We start from the raw sequence: 16972 nt of genomic DNA on the forward strand, positions 1-16972 counted from the left end.
CTTCCTCCGCCACAGCCAATTTTCAGGCCGCGATGGCCCGCCCGGGCCCGGCTTCGGGCCGGGACTTTACCCGCTGCCTAAGTCGACCGCACGAGCAGCCCCTCTTTCCGAGCCAAACGATTCTGCTCCTCAATCCAACGTCTGGCCTTTTTTAAGGAAGCGGCCTCCCGCTCCGCGAAAAAGATGACCCGTCCGTCCGGGCAGTCTTTTGTTCTGCCCGCCCGCCCGGCCATCTGGACCAGCGCCCTTTCGTCAAAGACTGGGTGGTCGGCTGCAAGCACCGCCACCTGGACACCCGGCAAGGTAACCCCGCGTTCCAGGATCGAGGTCGTAACGAAAAGCCGGTATCTTCCTTGCCGCAGACCCTCTATTTTTTCGCGCCGCCCGGGATCGGCACTGTAGCTGCCCTCGCAGACAAAATGCGGCAGCCGGAGGCGGACATCGGCCAAAACCGTCGCCACCCAGGAGATCTTGGGCACAAAGATAAGTACCGGCCCCAGCTGCGCCAGGTCTTTGAGCTTCTCGCAGAGCGTTGCCGGGCAGCCGCCGCCTGCGTCAAAAGACTGGCGCTCCCAGTATGGAACGGGCAGCGGTTTGCCGTGATGCCTGGCCGGAAGCCTGATTAAAGGGATGGACCCTTTTTCGGCCCTGGCCAGAACGTCCCGGGAAGGTGTGGCGCTGAGCCAGAGAAGTTTGCCTTCCGGCTGCAGGGCCTGCCTGACTCCCCGAGCCAGCATGCGACTCCCGGCGTAAGGAAAGGCGTCCATCTCATCCAGGAAAACCAGTCCGAATGCCCGGTAAAAGCGGAGGATCTGGTGGGTGGTTGCCAGCACCAGCACACCCGGTTCATAATGGCGGGAAACACTGCCGGAGAGAACCCGTACCGGCAGCCCCGGAAAGTCACGCCGCAGGCGGGGAGCCACATCATGCACCACATCCTGTCGGGGCGCGGCGAACAGGACAGGGATCCTCCGCCTCAGGGCCCAATCGACGGCCGGAAAACACATCTCCGTCTTGCCCGCGCCGCAGGCCGCCCAGACCAAGGCCTCTTTCTCTCCGGCGCGGTCGACAAAGCGAAGGACCTCCCCTGCCGCTGCGCTTTGAGCCGCCGTGAGCGGCCAGCGCGGAGCAAAGTCGTAATTTGCCGGGGCATTGCCGGTCAATGAACCGTAATCACGGTAGAGGACTTCCAAAGAAGTCGCCGCTCCCAAAGCAGCACACCCGGGGCAAGTAGCCGCCGGGCCCCAGTGGCCCGGCCACTCTTTGGCCTCTCCGCCGCAACGCCGGCAAAGCCACTTTCCCCCCTGCCGGCTTACGGCCGGAAACCAGCCGGCCAGCTTCTTTCGCACCCTGTGATCCGCCCAACGCCACACTTGTTCGGGACTGACCGCCATTTCGCCGGCCACGTGATTCAGGTCCCCTCCCAGAAGTTGACGCCCGCCGACCCGCAAGCCAAAATCACGGCAGGACTTTTCGTCCACGCCGCTGGGAGCGCATACGAGCGGATCCCACTCCGGCCCGCGGTCTCCCCGCGCCGCAGCCTCCCGCTCCGAAGCGGCGCTCACAGCCTGAAGAATATCCCGGCTCAGGGTTTGCCGGTCAGCTGTGTGGGGCGAACCCGGGCGCAGGCTTTTGAGAACGTCCCAGAGGAAGCCCAGTGGGAAGGCCTGACTCAGCACCAGTCCCCGCTCGAAGGGACTGTCCGCTTCCGCAAACGGAGACAGCCTTATTTCTCCGTCCTCGTTCAGAATCAGAAAAAACCTCATCTATGTTCGCTCCTGACACCTTTATGTTCTCTCCGGACACTTTCCGCCCTCAGCGTGGCGGGCCGCGAAAACGCACTCCACTCCCTTGAAGCGGCGTTCGCACAACGACCCCCCGCAGTCTTCGCCGCGGACAACAAGCCGCGGCCTCAGGGGCACTCCCCGCCTGGCCTCCTCCCGGCGCAAGGACCGCAGCAACCGCCAATAGTGGACTTCCAGTTCGGACGCATCCGCTATTTCCACGTGCACGTCGAGGGCAGTTATGTTGCCGAATTTTGACCGCCAGGCGCTCAACCCCTCCTGCCAGCCCAGAGGAAGAGTCCATTCCCAGCCGCCTGCCAAACGCCATAAAACAATCACCGCCAACCCAACCAAAGCCATCCCTGCCACGTCGCGTCACCCCTTTTTTCACCAGAGTATGCACAGGGTCCCCCAGGGGTGCTGTCCGGCTGAGACGGTTCGGCATTTGGGTCAGGGAAGCGGCCGATTGTGTAAAACATCCCCGGCGCACCGCGCCAGAAGTTCTATGTGGGGATCGGCGCGAACGAATAAAGAGTATCCCCGCCAGAGGGGGCGCTCTGCGGGGGGAACCTTTCCGGCAATGGCGGCCATCCTGGCGGGCACCTCTTCAACCCAACGGTAGAGCCCGCGGCTCGACGCCGGCCCCGCTCGCCTTTGCTGCTCCGCCGCCTGCCAAACCAGACTTTGCGCCCATTCCCAACTCCCCAGGTCGAACTTTTGCCAGGCCAAAACCCGTTCAACTTGGTAAAGGCCCCGGGCGGTTTCCCCTTGTCTCAGCTCGGTTTCAGCCAGTTCCCTGCGCCAGCCCACATTGGTCCGGTCCAAACTGAGGGCCCGGGTCAACTCCCGGCAGCAGGCGGCCGCGTCCGGGGACCCGCCCGGCCGACCCATGACACCCGTCGCCGCCGGCAGCCCTCCCGCCGCCAGGATGACGCCCGCCGGTGCGAAAAGCAGCAAAGCCAAAACAGGCTCCAGGAAAGCCGGGCGCAAAATGCGTATTCCGGCCAGACTGACTCCGGCGTTACTCAGAGTGTGCCTCCCCCTCTCACCCCCTTGCCTTTTTCCCCCCTGCCCGTAAGTTTCCGCCGCCGGGTCCCGGCCTTCGGCCAGGGCCACGAGCAGCCAGAACATGACGCCCAAAGCCGCAAAAGAGAAATCCGCGTCAAATAAACTGTGCAAGGCCAGGAAAGCACAAGCCCCCCAGAAGCCGGTCCGCCCGATTTGCCGGAATCGGCCGGCGCTCCAGACCGTCAAAGCCACAAGGCCCGGCCAACCTTGGTTGAGCAAAACGCGGATCAGGCTGCAATGGGGGTCACTCGCCCAATATGGTATTTGCTGCACCAGCGGGAACGCCAGCCAGCCTCCGGCCTGAGGCAGGAATTTCTCCGACGCGGCCAGGCGCAGTCCGTCCCGAAAATACAGGATCCGCTCCCAGACGCTGTCCGACATCGCCCAGCGGCCCAGATGCGCCCAAGCCCCGTGAAAAGGAGCCGCCGGACCCATAAATCCACCCTGCCAGCACAAGATGGCACTTCCCGACACAAGCGCGGCCGTCACAAAATAACCTCGGCCGCTGCCGCCGCCGCGCTTGCCCCGTGCGAGCAAATGAGCAAGGCGGCGGACGCCGCTCATCGCAAGCAAAAAAAGTCTAACCGGAAGGCCCGGAGTTTTAGGCAGCGCTTCCCTCCTGTCGGGTATTCCCCGCCGACCGGGGTCTGCTTGCGGCAGTTTTACCCCGGACATCAAGGTTATAAGCCCTTGCAAGCCCCAAATGCCCGCGAGCAGCGCCAGGCTTGCCCTGGACCCCGTGCTGAGGAAGAAAGGGATCAAGACCAGTTTCAGGCGCAAATCTACTCCCGGCAACAGCAGAACGGCACCCAGAAACGCCGCCGCGGCGTTGGGATAGCCGAACCAAGAACTCAGTCTGCCGGCCTCCGGCGGGCCCGGAGGGGGCCAGACATGTGCGCTCCAAGGCAGCCAGGCCGAGATTCCCAAGGCAAGTGCCGCCCATCCGGCCGCTCTCAGAAGCCGTGCTTCCCCTTTTGAATTCCGGGCCGCCTCCCGTCCCCAACGGTAAACAAACCAGTACAGGAGAAAGCGGATGGCCTCCAACCAACCCTCCTCCGCTTTAACCGGGTGCAACAAGCCTGTCAGGGACAGTCCGGACATAAGCAAGAGCAGGGTATCCGTGGCAGTGAGCCGCAAGGCACCCTCCGCCGGCTTAACCCACAAAGAGCGGACGGCCGCTCTGAGGTCGCCGGGCCGGAAGAGCAGGCACAGGCCCGGCAGCAAGGCCAAAGCCAAGAGATCCCGGGCAAAGAATAAGCCGTGGGCCAGGAGAGCCGCCCAGAGTAAAAAAACCAGGGCATGCTCTTTGCTGCTCCTGGCTTGGCTGCTCGAACCTAATATTACCCCTCCGGCCGGGTCACTTTTCATAGGACTCTGTGCCCGGCCTCAAAGCGAATTTTAAAGTCCCCCTGGCGGCCAGTTCCTCACCCACATAGGCCTTTCCCTCCGCGATGCCAATCAGTCCCTTGAATTTCAGCATTTCTGCCTCCAAACGCAGTTGATCCCCCGGAAACACCGGTTTCTTAAAATGGACGTCATCCATCCCGGCAAACAGGGCTATGTATCCCGCGAACTTCTCCTGTCTCAGGACCAGCACCGCACCCACCTGGGCCATGGCCTCCAAAATCAAAACTCCGGGCATAATCGGGTAGCCGGGGAAGTGTCCCTGAAAAAACGGCTCGTTTGCAGAGACGTTTTTAATCCCCACCGCTTTGTTGCCCTCGATTTCCAAAATGCGATCAACCAAGAGAAAAGGGTAGCGATGGGGAATGATTTTTTGAATTTCCCTGCTGTCCAACATTGACAAATCCTCCTTGGAAGCCCGTCCGACTTGCGCGATCGCACCTACTGCCTTTATGATAGTGCGAGAGGGGCAAGACTCCTCTTTAACCTTATTCCACTTATACTGCCAGTATACCCCAATTCCGTCGCGAAGGGAAGAGATGTTCCATGGCCCCAGTCAAAATCTTACATATCATCGGGGGGGGTGAAGTAGGCGGGGCGGAGCAGCACGTCCTTACCCTCCTCTCTCACCTCGACGGCCGGCGCTACGCTCCGCTCCTGGCTTGTCTCGTCGCGGGGCCCCTGGGCGAAGCTGCCGCGGCCCGGGGTTTGAAAGTAAAAACGTTTCCTCAACGCCGAAAAACGGATCCCGGTCCTTGGCCTCAGTTAGTGCGTTGGATTCGCGCTGAGGATGTGGCGCTCCTGCACAGCCACGGCATCCGGGCCAACCTTTTCGGGCGCCTCGTCGGGCGTTGGCTGGGCCTGCCCAGCATTTCCACCGTGCACAGTTCACTGGCCCATGACTACTTGTCTGTGCGCACCGCCCGCGCCGCGGTCTGGCTTGACCGGCTCACTCTCCCGTTCAGCCAAGGACAAATCGTCATCTCCAAAGCCTTGGTGCCCGAGGTTGCAGCCCGGGGAGGAAAGAATATCGAAGTTATTTATAACGGCCGGGAACTCACTCCTATGGCGGACCCCGCCGCGGAACGCGCTGCTTGGCGCCGGCGCTGGCATATACCCGCCGAAGCCCGGGTCATCGGCAATATTGCGCGCTTTCATCCCTGCAAAGGACCGGGGCAATTGGTTCAGGCTGCCCGGATTCTGCGGCGGCAATTTCCCGGCCTCCACCTCCTCATGATCGGTGACGGCCCTTTACGCCCGCTCGTCGCCGAGCAGCTGGAAGAAGAAGGAATCCCTTTCACCTTACCGGGATTCCTTCCCCAAGCCCGGCGGGTCCTGCCGGTCTTCGATCTTTTTGTCCTGCCTTCCCTGAGTGAAGGGATGGGATTGGTAATTCTGGAAGCCATGCAGGCCGGAGTCCCGCTTGTCGCCTCCGATGCGGGCGGGATCCCCGAGCTGATCCGGGACGGACAAGACGGCCTCTTAGTCCCCCCCGGTGAACCCGAAGCTCTGGCCCGGGCTTGTGCCGCCGTCTTGTCCGACCCCGTGCTGGCCGCATCCTTTGTCCGTTCCGCCGGAGAGCGCCGGCGGGCGTTCACTGTCGAGAAAATGGTGGCTGAGACCGAGCGCTTTTATGATAGGATCCTGGGGCTTTGAGCCCAAGATATTCCCTAAAGATTTGGTAAGAGGTTTGTCCGAAGCATTGCCGAGGATCTTCTTTAAGGAGTCACCCAGAGATTGGTCCAGAGACTTGCCCAGAGATTGGTCCAGAGATTGGTCCAGAGACTTGCCCAAGGCTTTGTCCCAGGATTCGTCCGGGGACTCGTCAGGGGGTTTGCCAAACTTTTTTTGCCAAGATTGCTCGAATATTTCCCGCCACTTTTCCGGAGACAGTCCGCCCTCGCCCCAGATTCCGCCCGCCGGAATCCGCTTTAGGAAATCACGGTAAAACCTCTCCCAATCCTGGACTGAACTGCCTTGGCTGCTCTGCGGGGGCGCCGGTCCGGTGTCGCCGCCTTCCCCTGTCTTGTCTCCTCCCGCTGCTCCGTTTCCTTGTCCCCCCCGCGGAATACCCACTTCCGTCGGTACTTTCTCAACCGGCGGAGCGGGAGTCAGCCTGCCCGGGGTCGGCCCGCCGGGGGCAGCCTGTATGGGGATCGTCCCGGCGGGGACACCCCCGCCGCGGACCTTTCCGGAGGAAGCCGCCGTCCCGCCCGGCACTTGCCCGCCCGGCAGATTCGCTTGCAGCCCGGGCCCTTTTCCTGCCGACCTGCCTGTGCTCTCCCGGGGAAGGGCCGTTGTCGCCGCACTTTCCCCCGAGAGACTCTGCCCCCCGCCGCGGTTCGGCATTCCCTGCCCCAGGGCGAGAACTCCTCCCAGGGAGCGGGTCTCGGCCTGCACCTTCGGTTCGGACAGCAGACGGTCCCTTTGCGCGGGGTCGGTCATAGCTTTTGTCGTTAAGGAAAAACCCGCTTTTTGAGCACTGCGCCATAAGGCATATTCACCGGGTGTCAAACCCTGGGCCACGGCTTGTTTTTGCTCGGCCGCGTTCAATTGATAGGCAGCGACGTGAAAGGCGTTTCCCCCTGCGTCCAATTGGGCTGCCACGTGCCCCGCCAGGGCAGAGAGATGATACTCGCTGAGGGCCGCCTCCTTTCCCTCCAAGGGGGCCAATCCCAGAAGGACCCAGGGATGCTCCCGGTTAAGAAAATGAAGTTTCTGCGCGCGCCCCACGATCTCCGCCAAAACCTCCTGACCGGGCCGGCCTTGGTAAGATACACCCTTCAGAAGAGTACGGGCATCGGCATTCAACGCTTCGACCCGGAGTACATGTTCCTGTCCGTCTAATTGCAGTTCCAGGCTCGGATTGATATCCACGGACAGAATAGCCACGGGCACCTCTTTCTGTTCCACGGCCTTGGTCTGCATTCCGGTTAACCGGCCCCCGGCCAGCCAGGTACCCGTTAGAGCCAGGAACAGCAGAACCGCGGCGGCCGCCCAGACCCGGAATCCCCCGCGGTTTGCCAAGCCGCGCGCTTCCTTAATTTCAATCTCCTGTCCGACTTGGGCAGCCAGAGGCGCTCGCACCCTGCAAAAAGAGCCATCCGCTGTCAAGACGGTGCAGGTTTTCCCCGACCTCTCTAAAACAACCGCTTTTTCGGTCTTCATAGCGCGGTCCTCCTTTCCGGAGGGATGACATATTCCCGCAAATAAATGTAATCGTGCCTGCGCGCCATCAACAGGGCCACGGCCAGCAGATACTTTCTGCCCCGTTCGAGTACTTTGGGGTGGAATCCCGATTCCGCCGCCAAAGCCTGAATCGGGACTTTCCCTTTTTCCTCAACCTGACGCCACAATGCCGGGTTAAAAGCCAATATGTTCGCTGCCCTCAACAAAGAAGCCCTTGTATCGCGATGTTTGGGAGAAGCTTGCACCAGATCCCGGAAATTAAGTCCCCACTTACGCAACTCCGCGGCGAACTCCTGAATTTCTTGCGCCCGCTCACGGTTCTCCTCCTGTTCCCGGAACTCCGAAACACTGAGCCCAAGGTCGACGCTTTGGCCGACCTCCGCCGCGTCCAAAGGCAGGGCGTCATTATGTTTTTGACGGCGAAAATAATCGATCAACCGTCTTTTAATTAAAAGGCGGGCAAAGGCGAGAAAAGGCACGCCTTTTCCGGGCTCAAAACGGTTGATCGCCTCGTCGAAAGCGATCAGGGCGACCGATAATTCCTCATCCCGGCCCCACTCAAGAAACCTTCCACAAGTCTGGACCGCAACATGGCGTATGAAAGGTTGGGATTGTGCTAGGAAATCCTCCCTGGTTTGCCGATCCTGTATAAGGTCCTCCCAGCGTTTGATCGGCTCTGGCCATTCCGGCATGTCCCCGTCCTCCTAGAGCTTCGTTCAAACATAAGTACCCTAATAGGGGAATACGCCCCCCATGCTGTTTTTTGGGGGGTGTGCCCTCGGCCTCAGTCTAATTTTTTAGCGCTCCCGCCACACCTTGAAGACAAAGCGCGGCAAAACCGCTTGGCGGCGCCAGCGCCAAGGCTCTTTCAGCAGCCGGTAAAGCCACTCCAGGCGCATCTCCCTCAGCCAAGCCGGGGCTCGTCCGACCGTGCCGGCCAAAGTATCAAAGCTGCCTCCGACCCCGATAGATACCGTAGCCAAGCCTTCGTGCTCAGCCAGCCAAAACTCCTGCCGGGGAGCCCCCAGGCCGGCCAAGAGCAGGTCCGGCTTAAAGTCGCCGATTCTCTTGATCACGTCCGTCTCTTCCGCCGGTTCAAAATAGCCGTGAGACGCCTCCCAGACAATGCCCGAACAACTCTCTCCGACCCGGCGGGCTGCCTCTGCGGCCACACCCGGGCGGGCACCGAGCAAGAAGATACGCCAGTGCCGGCGGCTTGCCAGCGGAAATAGCGCTTCCAGCAGATCAATCCCCGTGACCCGTTCGGGAACCGGCGTTCCCAACCTTGCGGCGGCCCAAACCACACCCACTCCGTCCGCGGTCACCAGACCCGCGGAATTTATAACCCGCCGCAGGTCCGGGTCCTTTCCGGCCGCGCAGATCATCTCCGGATTGGCCGTCACCACCCGGAGACGGGAATGCGCCTCGACAGCGCCCGCTATGCGGGCGGCGCATTCAGCCATGCTCAGGGCGTCGACTCCGATTCCCAATATATCGACCCTCATTCTCTGCCCGCCCTCTAATGGAATATCCCTTCCAGGACCCTGCCGGTGCCGAGAACCACGCAGGAAATCGGATCTTCCGCCAAACTCACCGGCAACCCTGTCGCCCTGGCAATTCGCATATCGAATCCGTAAAGCAGGGATCCCCCTCCGGTCATCATAATCCCTTTATTCAAAATGTCCGCTGATAATTCCGGCGGCGTCCTCTCTAAGACCTCTTTGACTGCGGCGACGATGGCATCTATGGTTTCCGCCAAAGCCCGGTAGCAGGTCCGGGAGTCGACGCTCACGGTCTTGGGCAAGCCGCTGACCAAGTTGCGGCCGCGCACCTCGATCCGGTCGTTGCCCGGGCGGCCTTCGGGGATGGCCGCACCTACCTCCATCTTTATCTCCTCTGCGGTGCGTTCTCCGATTAAAAGGTTGTGCTCCCGGCGGACAAAACGGATAATGGCCTCGTCCAGTTTGTCCCCTCCCATCCTCAGGCTGCGTTTCGTTACAATGCCTTGAAGGGAAAGCACAGCAATATCCGTGGTTCCTCCTCCGATATCCACCACCATGTTCCCGGTCGGACCCGAAATGTCCAAGCCGGCGCCCAAGGCGGCCGCATAGGGTTCCTCCACAACTTTAACTCGTTTTGCCCCCGCCTGGTAGGCCGCTTGTTTAACCGCCCTCTCCTCCACCTCCGTAACGCCGGAAGGGATACAGACCACAACTTTGGGCCCGAAAAACAGCCAGCGTTTCGCGCCCGCCTTTTCCAAAAAATATCTCAGCATTAGTTCCGTCGTTCTGTAGTCGGCAATCACTCCGTCACGCATGGGGCGTACGGCTACGATATTGCCCGGCGTGCGGCCCAGCATGGAGCGGGCTTCTTCACCGACAGCGATTCTCTTGTTCGTCGTCTTGTCGATAGCCACCACCGAAGGCTCGCGCAAAACGATCCCTTTGCCCTTAACATAGACAAGAACACTGGCTGTTCCCAAGTCAATTCCCAACTCCATTCCAAACACCGCGGAGAATCCCCTTTCTCTGACCGGCTTGTCCAAACAAAGATCTGCCCGGAAAAAGTACAATCTCCCCGCCGGGAGATTTGTACACTGGCATAGATGTATTCGTTATAAATCCGCCAATTCCTTTTTCCTTTTGCTCTTTTTTGTCAATTTGTTACGGGTTTCGCACCCGGCGTCTTTCGGCTCTTCACAACAGCCGTCTTATCACCCGGCATCAGTTTTCCTGGTACTTTTTCCTGGTCGCCTCCCCGCCCCGAATATGGCGTTCGGCCTTGTTGTTTTCCAGAATGTGCTTGACCTCCATGGCCAGCTTTTCATTGATCAACGGCAGGCGTTCCGTGACATCTTTATGTACGGTGCTCTTACTCACTCCGAAAATATCCGCAGTCTGGCGAACGGTGGCACTCGATTCCATAATATAATTTCCGATTTCCAAAACCCGCTTGCGAATGTATTCCTGCACGCCGAGCCCTCCTTCTTGCGCCCGATTTTTAGTTCATTTATATGCATTCGCCAGCGAAAAAGACATCCCCGAAGGGATGTCTTGCAATTGGTAAATCCTGTCTTGGCCTAGGGGGCTGTTAGCTTGTGATAAGCAAAGGGGTTTTCGGCAGCCTGCTTCCGGGCCGCCTCAGAAACTCCGGCCCAACGCGGCTTCAAGCCCTGCGCGGAGCACAGGTCCTTGGGGAGCGAGGGAAGAGAAAACACCAGGGCAAGGATGATTGCCAAGGTGAAGAAAACGATTTGCAAAGTCCAGGCCATCCGGCGGGTAAAGTCGGCGCTGAATTGTCCTCCCGGATGGTCTTGGTAACGCTCGACGAGAAGACGCCATCTTTCCCCCAAGTGCGTTCCGTCAGGGCCCTCGTCCTCCGGTCCGACGAAGGGCCTGCAGCTTGGCTCTCCGGCCTCTCGCTCTCTTAATTCAGCGCGGGTTTTGTCCTGGGTCATCGGGCTCACCTCGGGATTAGTGTTCCCACTTCTCCCCTTGTCTAATCCTGTCGACCGAGATCATTTCTCCCTCATCCTTGAGCAGGAGGAGTCCCGTTCTTGGCCGCGAGGGACATAATTTTAGCCCCCGGATAAAAGTGAGCCAGGATTTGCCGGTAGGTTGCCCCGCGGCGCGCCATGTCATTCGCTCCGTATTGGGAAAGCCCCACGGCATGCCCTTTGCCATAGGTGGTTATTTTTAACTCGTCAGGTTTCACCGCCCACTCAATGTCGGTGGAGGCAAGTCCAAGCATGAGGCGAAACTGGTTCGCCTGATAAGTTCGGCCCAGAACGGTCACTGTTTTGGCCCTGCCCGCCGCAGTCAGGCTCGTCAGCTCAAAGTCCGCGGGCAGAAGGGCTCTGGGAACCGTCTGCAACCCCAATTTCTGCGCCAGTTGCTGCCGGGTGAAGGTGTAGTGTTCCACAAAGCGCAGCGGATCTTGCTCCTCTGAGGAGACGTTTTGCAGATAGGGCCTGGAACTCCCCCAGACGTCCTCCGCCCGCTCCGTAGGCTTGCGTCCGCAGCTGCTGAAATAAAAGGCATCAATGTAATCCCCGTTATACACTAAGACCTCGCCCGCGGTGGCCTGAACCGCCTTTTCCAGTTTGGCCTTGTTGCGCCAATAGGCGAACCAACCCCATTTTTGGCGCATTTGCGCCTCGTTCAGCCAAGCTTGCGTCTTTACGGTCGTATCGACATCATAACCCGGATCCGGAACCGGGACATGGCTGAGACGTTTGGCCGCGTAAGTACGAGCCGCCACTGCCTGGGCCTCCAGGGCCTGGGGGGCAAAATCCGCGGGCATTTCCGCCGCTAAAACTCCCACCAAATACTCCTCCAGAGGCATAGTCTCAACTTGGTGGTTAGGCAGAAGAACACGTATGCGAAAATCTTGGCCGGGCGGTTTTTCGCTTCGCCAGCGCAACACACTCCACGGCAAGAGGATGATCAGACACAGTGACAAGAGAAGTATCCACAGCCATTCCTTCTTCACCCCGACGCCCCTCTTTCTGTACAAGCCTTTCATCAGATAGTATGCGGGGTAGGGGAAAAATATGGTTGCCGGCGGAAGAAAAGTTGGCGCTTACCCGCGTGAATCAGTCCTCCCGGCAAATTGGTCCGCCGATTCCAGCGAGTTTCTCTTCTATGCGTTCGTATCCCCGGTCGATGTGCTCCACCCCGGAGATCTCGGTCGTACCCTCCGCCGTCAGCGCCGCCAGGATCAAGGCTGCCCCCGCTCTCAAGTCGGCCGCGGCCACCGGGGCGGCGGCCAAGCGGGAAACCCCCTGAACCAGGGCGCTGCGGCCGTCAATTTTGATGTCGGCTCCCATCCGTTTTAACTCATCGACGTGCATAAAGCGGTTTTCGAAGACCGTCTCGGTCACCATAGCGGAACCTTGTGCTTTGGCCAGAAGAGCCATAAAAGGAGCTTGAAGATCCGTCGGGAAACCGGGATGGACCTGGGTTTTGACGTCCACCGCTTTGTAAGGGCCCTCCCGGATGATTCTCACCCCATCCCCTTCGTCCTCAAAATGAATGCCCGCCTCCTCTATTTTTGCCAGAACAGGTTTTAGATGATCAATGATGACGTTTTCAACCAGAACATCCCCACCGGCGGCGGCCGCCATCAACAGGTAAGTGCCTGCCTCAATGCGATCGGGTATGACAAGATGCTCCGCACCGTGCAGTTCTTTGACCCCTTCGATATGAACGATGCTTGTCCCGGCTCCGCGAACCCTGGCACCCATCTCGTTGAGAAAGTTTGCCAGGTCAACTATCTCCGGTTCTTGGGCCGCGTTTTCCAGGATAGTGACACCCCGGGCCAGCACCGCCGCCATCATAATATTTTCGGTGGCGCCTACACTGGGAAAGTCGAGGTAAATCCGGGCTCCTCGGAGCGTCTCCGCCCGGGCATCCAAATACCCGTGGTCCATCCGGATCTCGGCGCCTAAGGCCTCCAGCCCTTTCAAGTGCCAGTTAATCGGCCTCGAACCGATGGCACATCCCCCCGGATGGGAGATGCGTACATGTCCTTCGCGGGCCAAAAGGGGACCCATGGTGACAAAAGACGCCCGCATTTTTGATACAAGCTCGTGCGGTGTCTCTATGTTGAGGATTTGCCCGGCTTGAAGACGCAGAGTCGTGCCGTCCCTAACCACGTGTGCGCCTACCGCCTCTACAACCTGACTCATGACGCTCACATCAAGAAGGTCCGGAGCGTCCTCCAGCACGACGGGCTCGGCTGTGAGCAGGCTGGCGGCAATAATCGGAAGAACTGCGTTTTTTGCTCCGCTCACTGTCACGGTGCCTTGCAGCGGTTTCCCGCCAATAACCACAAATTTGCTCAAGTGTCGAAAGCACCCCCTAATTACGTCTAAGTCATAATAATTCGTTCTCCCGCCGCCGATTTCCTGCTTGCCTGCGCAATCCGGCGCACTTCCGTTATCAGATCAGAATTCCTCCAACAACGCCGGCATAGCCAAAACCGTCTCTCCTTCTCCCCCGTGCGAACGGGTCAGCAATTGTAAGTTGATCCGGTCGGGGCCGGCCCGCACCGGTTTCACCCCGCCTTCGCAATACCCGGCCAAAGAAAACGTCGTCCCGGAGTAGGCCCATTGGCTCGGCTGAACCCCCAGAAGGCTGAAGTAGCGAAAGATATCCAGCGGCTGCGCAATCCTTTCGTCAAGGTAAGCCTGTCCGCCGATCCGGGCCGCCGCGGCCGAGAGACCTTGATAGAGGTTCAGGATGCCCCTTTCTTCGGCGACAGTGACAGTGGCTGCCCCCGCAACCGTCGCGGGACCCTGAGTTTCCGGGGCGGACGTTGTCTCTGTCCACTGCCAGCACGCCGGCAAGGCTTCCAACCATTGCCGGCCCGGAGAACGGGGCAGCCAGAAAATGATATGCACCTTCGCCTGTGTCGACTTGCTTAAGCCCGAGTCCAGCAGCAGACCGACCCGCGCCGCGCTTTCGCGGCTGAGTCCGTTTGGATCTGTGCGGAAGTGGGCCAAGGCCAAGGGAGCGCAGGTTAACAGGCAGAGGATTAGGAGAGTGCTCAGCCCCGCTCTTTTGCGCCCGCTAAGATTCAGTTTTTGCTTGAGGTTGAAAACTGCGGCCATGGCAGCCATAAGCGGCAACACCTTTTTTCTCGTTTTTCACTACTAGTGTTGCCAAAGACGGGGAAAGAAAACGCCCCCGCGCGGAGAATTGCCGAAAGGTGAAAAGTAACCGCCTGCGAGCCTGCCGCCATGACAGGACGCACAAAGCCCCCATTCGCGCAAATGGGGGCTTTGACAGTCTCTCTCTAAATTGTTTTCATACCACAACATTTAATGGTATTTGGCGCCGCCTTCGGCCGCGCTGATCCGGGCAAGGGCTTTGCGCAAGGCCATCTCGGCCCGGCGCAGATCCACATCCCCCCCGGGGTGCGATAAACGCTTCTCAGCCCTCTCCTTAGCCGCCAGCGCTCTTTTGAGGTCGATGGTGTCGCCGGGTTCGGCCGTTTCCGCCAGGAGGCTGACCACGTTATCCGCGACTTCGACGAACCCGCCGGAGACGGCCATGAGATTAATCTTAGAGTCGATCGTATAACGGACCACACCCACCCGCAATCCGGCGATGAGCGGGGCGTGATTGCGCAGAATGCCCAGCTCTCCCACTTCCCCGGGCAATACCACAAACTCGCAATCTTCCCGTAGGACCTGACCTTCCGGCGCTACCACCCGCAGTTTGAATGTTCCCGCCACGGCTTACGCCCCCATCCTCTTGGCTTTTTCGGCAACCTCGTCAATGGTTCCGACCATCAGGAAGGCATCCTCAGGCATGTCGTCGTGCTTTCCTTCGACAATTTCCTTAAAGCCCCGGATGCTCTCCTTCAAGGGCACGTACTTCCCGGGGGCGCCCGTGAAGGCCTCGGCCACGAAAAACGGCTGCGACAGGAACTTCTCAATCTTACGCGCCCGGTAGACGATCATCTTTTCATCCTCTGACAGTTCATCCATGCCGAGAATGGCGATGATGTCCTGCAGTTCTTTGTACTTCTGCAGGACCTGCTGCACGCTCCGCGCCACCTGATAATGCTCGGCCCCCAAGACCTGCGGGGACAGAATCCGCGAGGTGGAATCCAGCGGGTCCACGGCCGGATAAATTCCTTTTTCCGTAATGGCCCGGGAAAGAACGGTCGTCGCATCCAGGTGGCTGAACGCGGTCGCGGGGGCCGGGTCGGTCAAGTCGTCGGCCGGGACGTAAATGGCCTGAACCGAAGTAATGGACCCCTTGCGGGTCGAAGTGATCCGCTCCTGCAGCGTACCCATTTCTGTCGCCAGGGTCGGCTGGTAGCCCACGGCCGACGGCATGCGGCCGAGGAGTGCCGAGACCTCGGAACCCGCTTGGGTGAAACGGAAAATATTGTCGATGAACAGAAGTACGTCTTTGCCTTCCACATCCCGAAAGTATTCAGAAAGGGTCAGCCCCGCCAGGCCTACGCGCAGACGCGCGCCGGGGGGTTCATTCATTTGGCCGAACACCATGGACATCTTGTCGATAACTCCGGATTCTTTCATCTCGTTCCAGAGGTCGTTTCCTTCGCGGGTACGCTCGCCGACTCCGGAGAAGACTGAAATGCCACCGTGCTGTTTGGCGATGTTGTTAATGAGTTCCTGAATGAGAACGGTCTTGCCGACTCCGGCCCCTCCGAAAAGCCCGATTTTCCCGCCTTTCGAATAAGGAGCCAGCAAATCGACCACTTTAATCCCCGTCTCCAGGATTTGTGTGGACGGCTCCAAGTTGACAAATTCCGGCGCCGGACGGTGAATGGGATAGTGAAGCCCACTGGTCACCGGGGGCTTGCCGTCAATGGGTTCACCCAAGACGTTGAACATGCGTCCCAAGGTCTCGGGGCCGACCGAAATGGTGATAGGGCCCCCGGTATTGGTCGCTTGCATGCCCCGCTGCAAACCGTCCGTTGAAGACATAGCCACACAGCGGACCGTGTCGTTTCCCAGATGCTGGGCCACTTCCAGAGTGATCCGGATTTTCTGCTCCGGGTACTCCACTTTGACTGCACTATAAATTTCCGGTAATTCCTCCGGTTCGAACTCAATGTCGACCACCGCACCCATTACTTGGACTATCTTGCCGATATTCACAGGCACTGAACCTCCTTTTGGGGTATTCCTGCTGTTATTCGAGAGCCGCCGCTCCGCCGACAATCTCCGAAATCTCCTTGGTAATCGCCGCCTGCCGGGCCCGGTTCATCGCCAGGGTAAGCCGGTCGATCATCTCTTTGGCGTTGTTGGTCGCCGAATCCATGGCGGTCATCTTGGCACCGAGTTCACAGGCTTTGCTTTCCAGCAAAGAACGGAAAATCAAAGTCTCCACGTACTTAGGCAGCAAACGCTGCATTATTTCCTGGGGTGAAGGCTCAAAGATATACTGCCGAGCGGCGTGGCTTTCCGGCTGCTCAATCGGAAGCAACTTGACAAACGAGAGTTTCTGGTTAATCACGCTGATGAACTCCGAGTAGATCAAGTACACTTCGTCGACTTCTTTTTCCTCATAGAGGCGAATGATTTCCTGCGCAATGCTGCGGCCTTGGCTGTAGTTCGGGCTGTCCCCCAGTCCGGTGAATTCAGCTATGATATTCTTCTTGCCGCGGCGATAAAAATCCCGGCCTTTTCTGCCTACGGTGACCAGCTTAACCGGAGCCTTTTCCTCCGTCAGCAGCCCGTTTGTTTTGCGGATCAGGTTGGCATTAAAACCTCCGCAGAGACCGCGGTCAGACGTGAAAAGGACATAGCCGATGTTCTCAACCGGGCGCCGTTCCAGCAAAGGATGCCTGACATCCACCTCCGCTTGAGCCAGGTGGGCCAAGACTTCCTGCAATTGGATGGCGTACGGGCGGGCAGCGACCACCTTTTCCTGGGCCTTGCGCAATCTGGAGGCAGCGACCATTTTCATGGCCTTGGTAATCTGCTGCATGTTGCGTACGGCCCGGATCCGGCGGCGAATTTCGCGTACTCCTGCCACTCTCAC

General features: G+C 59.4%; 16 protein-coding genes and 1 pseudogene. 1 reads left to right on the forward strand and 16 read right to left on the reverse strand.

Annotated features, from left to right (window positions below):
- Positions 1-77: 77 nt before the first annotated feature.
- From MNU25_RS01610 to fabZ, 4 genes are all read right to left on the reverse strand, one after another.
- Positions 78-1766, reverse strand: a complete 1689-nt coding sequence (locus MNU25_RS01610) for a helicase-related protein (RefSeq protein ID WP_240983485.1) — start codon at positions 1764-1766, stop codon at positions 78-80.
- A gap of 21 nt (positions 1767-1787) precedes the next feature.
- Positions 1788-2153 carry a hypothetical protein gene (locus MNU25_RS01615; protein ID WP_240983486.1) on the reverse strand — a complete coding sequence of 122 codons (366 nt, stop codon included), beginning with the start codon at positions 2151-2153 and terminating at the stop codon, positions 1788-1790.
- A gap of 81 nt (positions 2154-2234) precedes the next feature.
- Positions 2235-4220 (reverse strand): hypothetical protein, encoded by a 1986-nt coding sequence (locus tag MNU25_RS01620; protein WP_240983487.1) that lies wholly within the window; start codon positions 4218-4220, stop codon positions 2235-2237.
- On the reverse strand, positions 4210-4653 hold the full coding sequence (gene fabZ, locus MNU25_RS01625; RefSeq protein WP_240983488.1) for a 3-hydroxyacyl-ACP dehydratase FabZ: 444 nt from the start codon (positions 4651-4653) through the stop codon (positions 4210-4212). Before fabZ ends, MNU25_RS01620 begins: the two co-directional genes overlap by 11 nt.
- Before the next feature lie 149 nt (positions 4654-4802).
- On the opposite strand from fabZ, the gene MNU25_RS01630 reads away from it, so the two are divergent.
- A complete protein-coding gene (locus MNU25_RS01630) occupies positions 4803-5912 on the forward strand; it encodes a glycosyltransferase (RefSeq protein ID WP_240983489.1) in 1110 nt (369 codons plus the stop codon).
- A gap of 840 nt (positions 5913-6752) precedes the next feature.
- Here MNU25_RS01630 and MNU25_RS20410 read toward each other — a convergent pair.
- The 12 genes and pseudogenes from MNU25_RS20410 to atpG form a co-directional block, all read right to left on the reverse strand.
- Positions 6753-7424, reverse strand: a pseudogene (locus MNU25_RS20410) (anti-sigma factor domain-containing protein); the annotation flags it as partial.
- A complete protein-coding gene (gene sigI, locus MNU25_RS01640; protein ID WP_240983490.1) occupies positions 7421-8137 on the reverse strand; it encodes an RNA polymerase sigma-I factor in 717 nt (238 codons plus the stop codon). The pseudogene MNU25_RS20410 and the gene sigI, both read right to left, overlap by 4 nt.
- A 105-nt stretch (positions 8138-8242) precedes the next feature.
- Positions 8243-8950 (reverse strand): WecB/TagA/CpsF family glycosyltransferase, encoded by a 708-nt coding sequence (locus tag MNU25_RS01645; protein WP_240983491.1) that lies wholly within the window; start codon positions 8948-8950, stop codon positions 8243-8245.
- Between the two features lie 14 nt (positions 8951-8964).
- Positions 8965-9954 (reverse strand): rod shape-determining protein MreB, encoded by a 990-nt coding sequence (gene mreB / locus MNU25_RS01650; protein ID WP_277350655.1) that lies wholly within the window; start codon positions 9952-9954, stop codon positions 8965-8967.
- 214 nt (positions 9955-10168) lie between these two features.
- Positions 10169-10417, reverse strand: a complete 249-nt coding sequence (gene spoIIID, locus MNU25_RS01655) for a sporulation transcriptional regulator SpoIIID (RefSeq protein WP_240983492.1) — start codon at positions 10415-10417, stop codon at positions 10169-10171.
- 107 nt (positions 10418-10524) lie between these two features.
- Positions 10525-10902 carry a hypothetical protein gene (locus MNU25_RS01660; RefSeq protein WP_240983493.1) on the reverse strand — a complete coding sequence of 126 codons (378 nt, stop codon included), beginning with the start codon at positions 10900-10902 and terminating at the stop codon, positions 10525-10527.
- 71 nt (positions 10903-10973) lie between these two features.
- Complete coding sequence (spoIID, locus tag MNU25_RS01665) at positions 10974-11936, reverse strand: stage II sporulation protein D (protein ID WP_240983494.1); 963 nt, start codon at positions 11934-11936, stop codon at positions 10974-10976.
- Between the two features lie 103 nt (positions 11937-12039).
- Complete coding sequence (murA, locus tag MNU25_RS01670) at positions 12040-13290, reverse strand: UDP-N-acetylglucosamine 1-carboxyvinyltransferase (protein WP_240983495.1); 1251 nt, start codon at positions 13288-13290, stop codon at positions 12040-12042.
- A gap of 102 nt (positions 13291-13392) precedes the next feature.
- Positions 13393-14067, reverse strand: a complete 675-nt coding sequence (locus MNU25_RS01675) for a hypothetical protein (RefSeq protein WP_240983496.1) — start codon at positions 14065-14067, stop codon at positions 13393-13395.
- A gap of 201 nt (positions 14068-14268) precedes the next feature.
- Positions 14269-14685, reverse strand: a complete 417-nt coding sequence (locus MNU25_RS01680) for a F0F1 ATP synthase subunit epsilon (RefSeq protein ID WP_240983497.1) — start codon at positions 14683-14685, stop codon at positions 14269-14271.
- Positions 14686-14688: 3 nt separating this feature from the next.
- Positions 14689-16086, reverse strand: coding sequence for a F0F1 ATP synthase subunit beta (gene atpD / locus MNU25_RS01685; RefSeq protein WP_240983498.1), 1398 nt, complete (start codon positions 16084-16086; stop codon positions 14689-14691).
- A 34-nt stretch (positions 16087-16120) separates the two neighbouring features.
- The gene (gene atpG / locus MNU25_RS01690; protein WP_240983499.1) at positions 16121-16966 is read right to left on the reverse strand and encodes an ATP synthase F1 subunit gamma; all 846 of its coding nucleotides are present in this window, start codon (positions 16964-16966) and stop codon (positions 16121-16123) included.
- Positions 16967-16972: the final 6 nt, after the last annotated feature.

It is taken from the genome of Acididesulfobacillus acetoxydans (genome assembly GCF_902729405.1).
In the GTDB taxonomy this organism is placed as follows: Bacteria; Bacillota; Desulfitobacteriia; order Desulfitobacteriales; family Desulfitobacteriaceae; genus Acididesulfobacillus; species Acididesulfobacillus acetoxydans.

What these genes read in the sequence shown, in the direction of transcription:
- MNU25_RS01610 (WP_240983485.1), bottom strand. Translation starts at nt 1,766, where the DNA reads ATGAGGTTTTTTCTGATTCTGAACGAGGACGGAGAAATAAGGCTGTCT.
- MNU25_RS01620 (WP_240983487.1), bottom strand. Translation starts at nt 4,220, where the DNA reads ATGAAAAGTGACCCGGCCGGAGGGGTAATATTAGGTTCGAGCAGCCAA.
- fabZ (WP_240983488.1), bottom strand. Translation starts at nt 4,653, where the DNA reads ATGTTGGACAGCAGGGAAATTCAAAAAATCATTCCCCATCGCTACCCT.
- MNU25_RS01630 (WP_240983489.1), top strand. Translation starts at nt 4,803, where the DNA reads ATGGCCCCAGTCAAAATCTTACATATCATCGGGGGGGGTGAAGTAGGC.
- sigI (WP_240983490.1), bottom strand. Translation starts at nt 8,137, where the DNA reads ATGCCGGAATGGCCAGAGCCGATCAAACGCTGGGAGGACCTTATACAG.
- MNU25_RS01645 (WP_240983491.1), bottom strand. Translation starts at nt 8,950, where the DNA reads ATGAGGGTCGATATATTGGGAATCGGAGTCGACGCCCTGAGCATGGCT.
- MNU25_RS01660 (WP_240983493.1), bottom strand. Translation starts at nt 10,902, where the DNA reads ATGACCCAGGACAAAACCCGCGCTGAATTAAGAGAGCGAGAGGCCGGA.
- MNU25_RS01675 (WP_240983496.1), bottom strand. Translation starts at nt 14,067, where the DNA reads ATGGCTGCCATGGCCGCAGTTTTCAACCTCAAGCAAAAACTGAATCTT.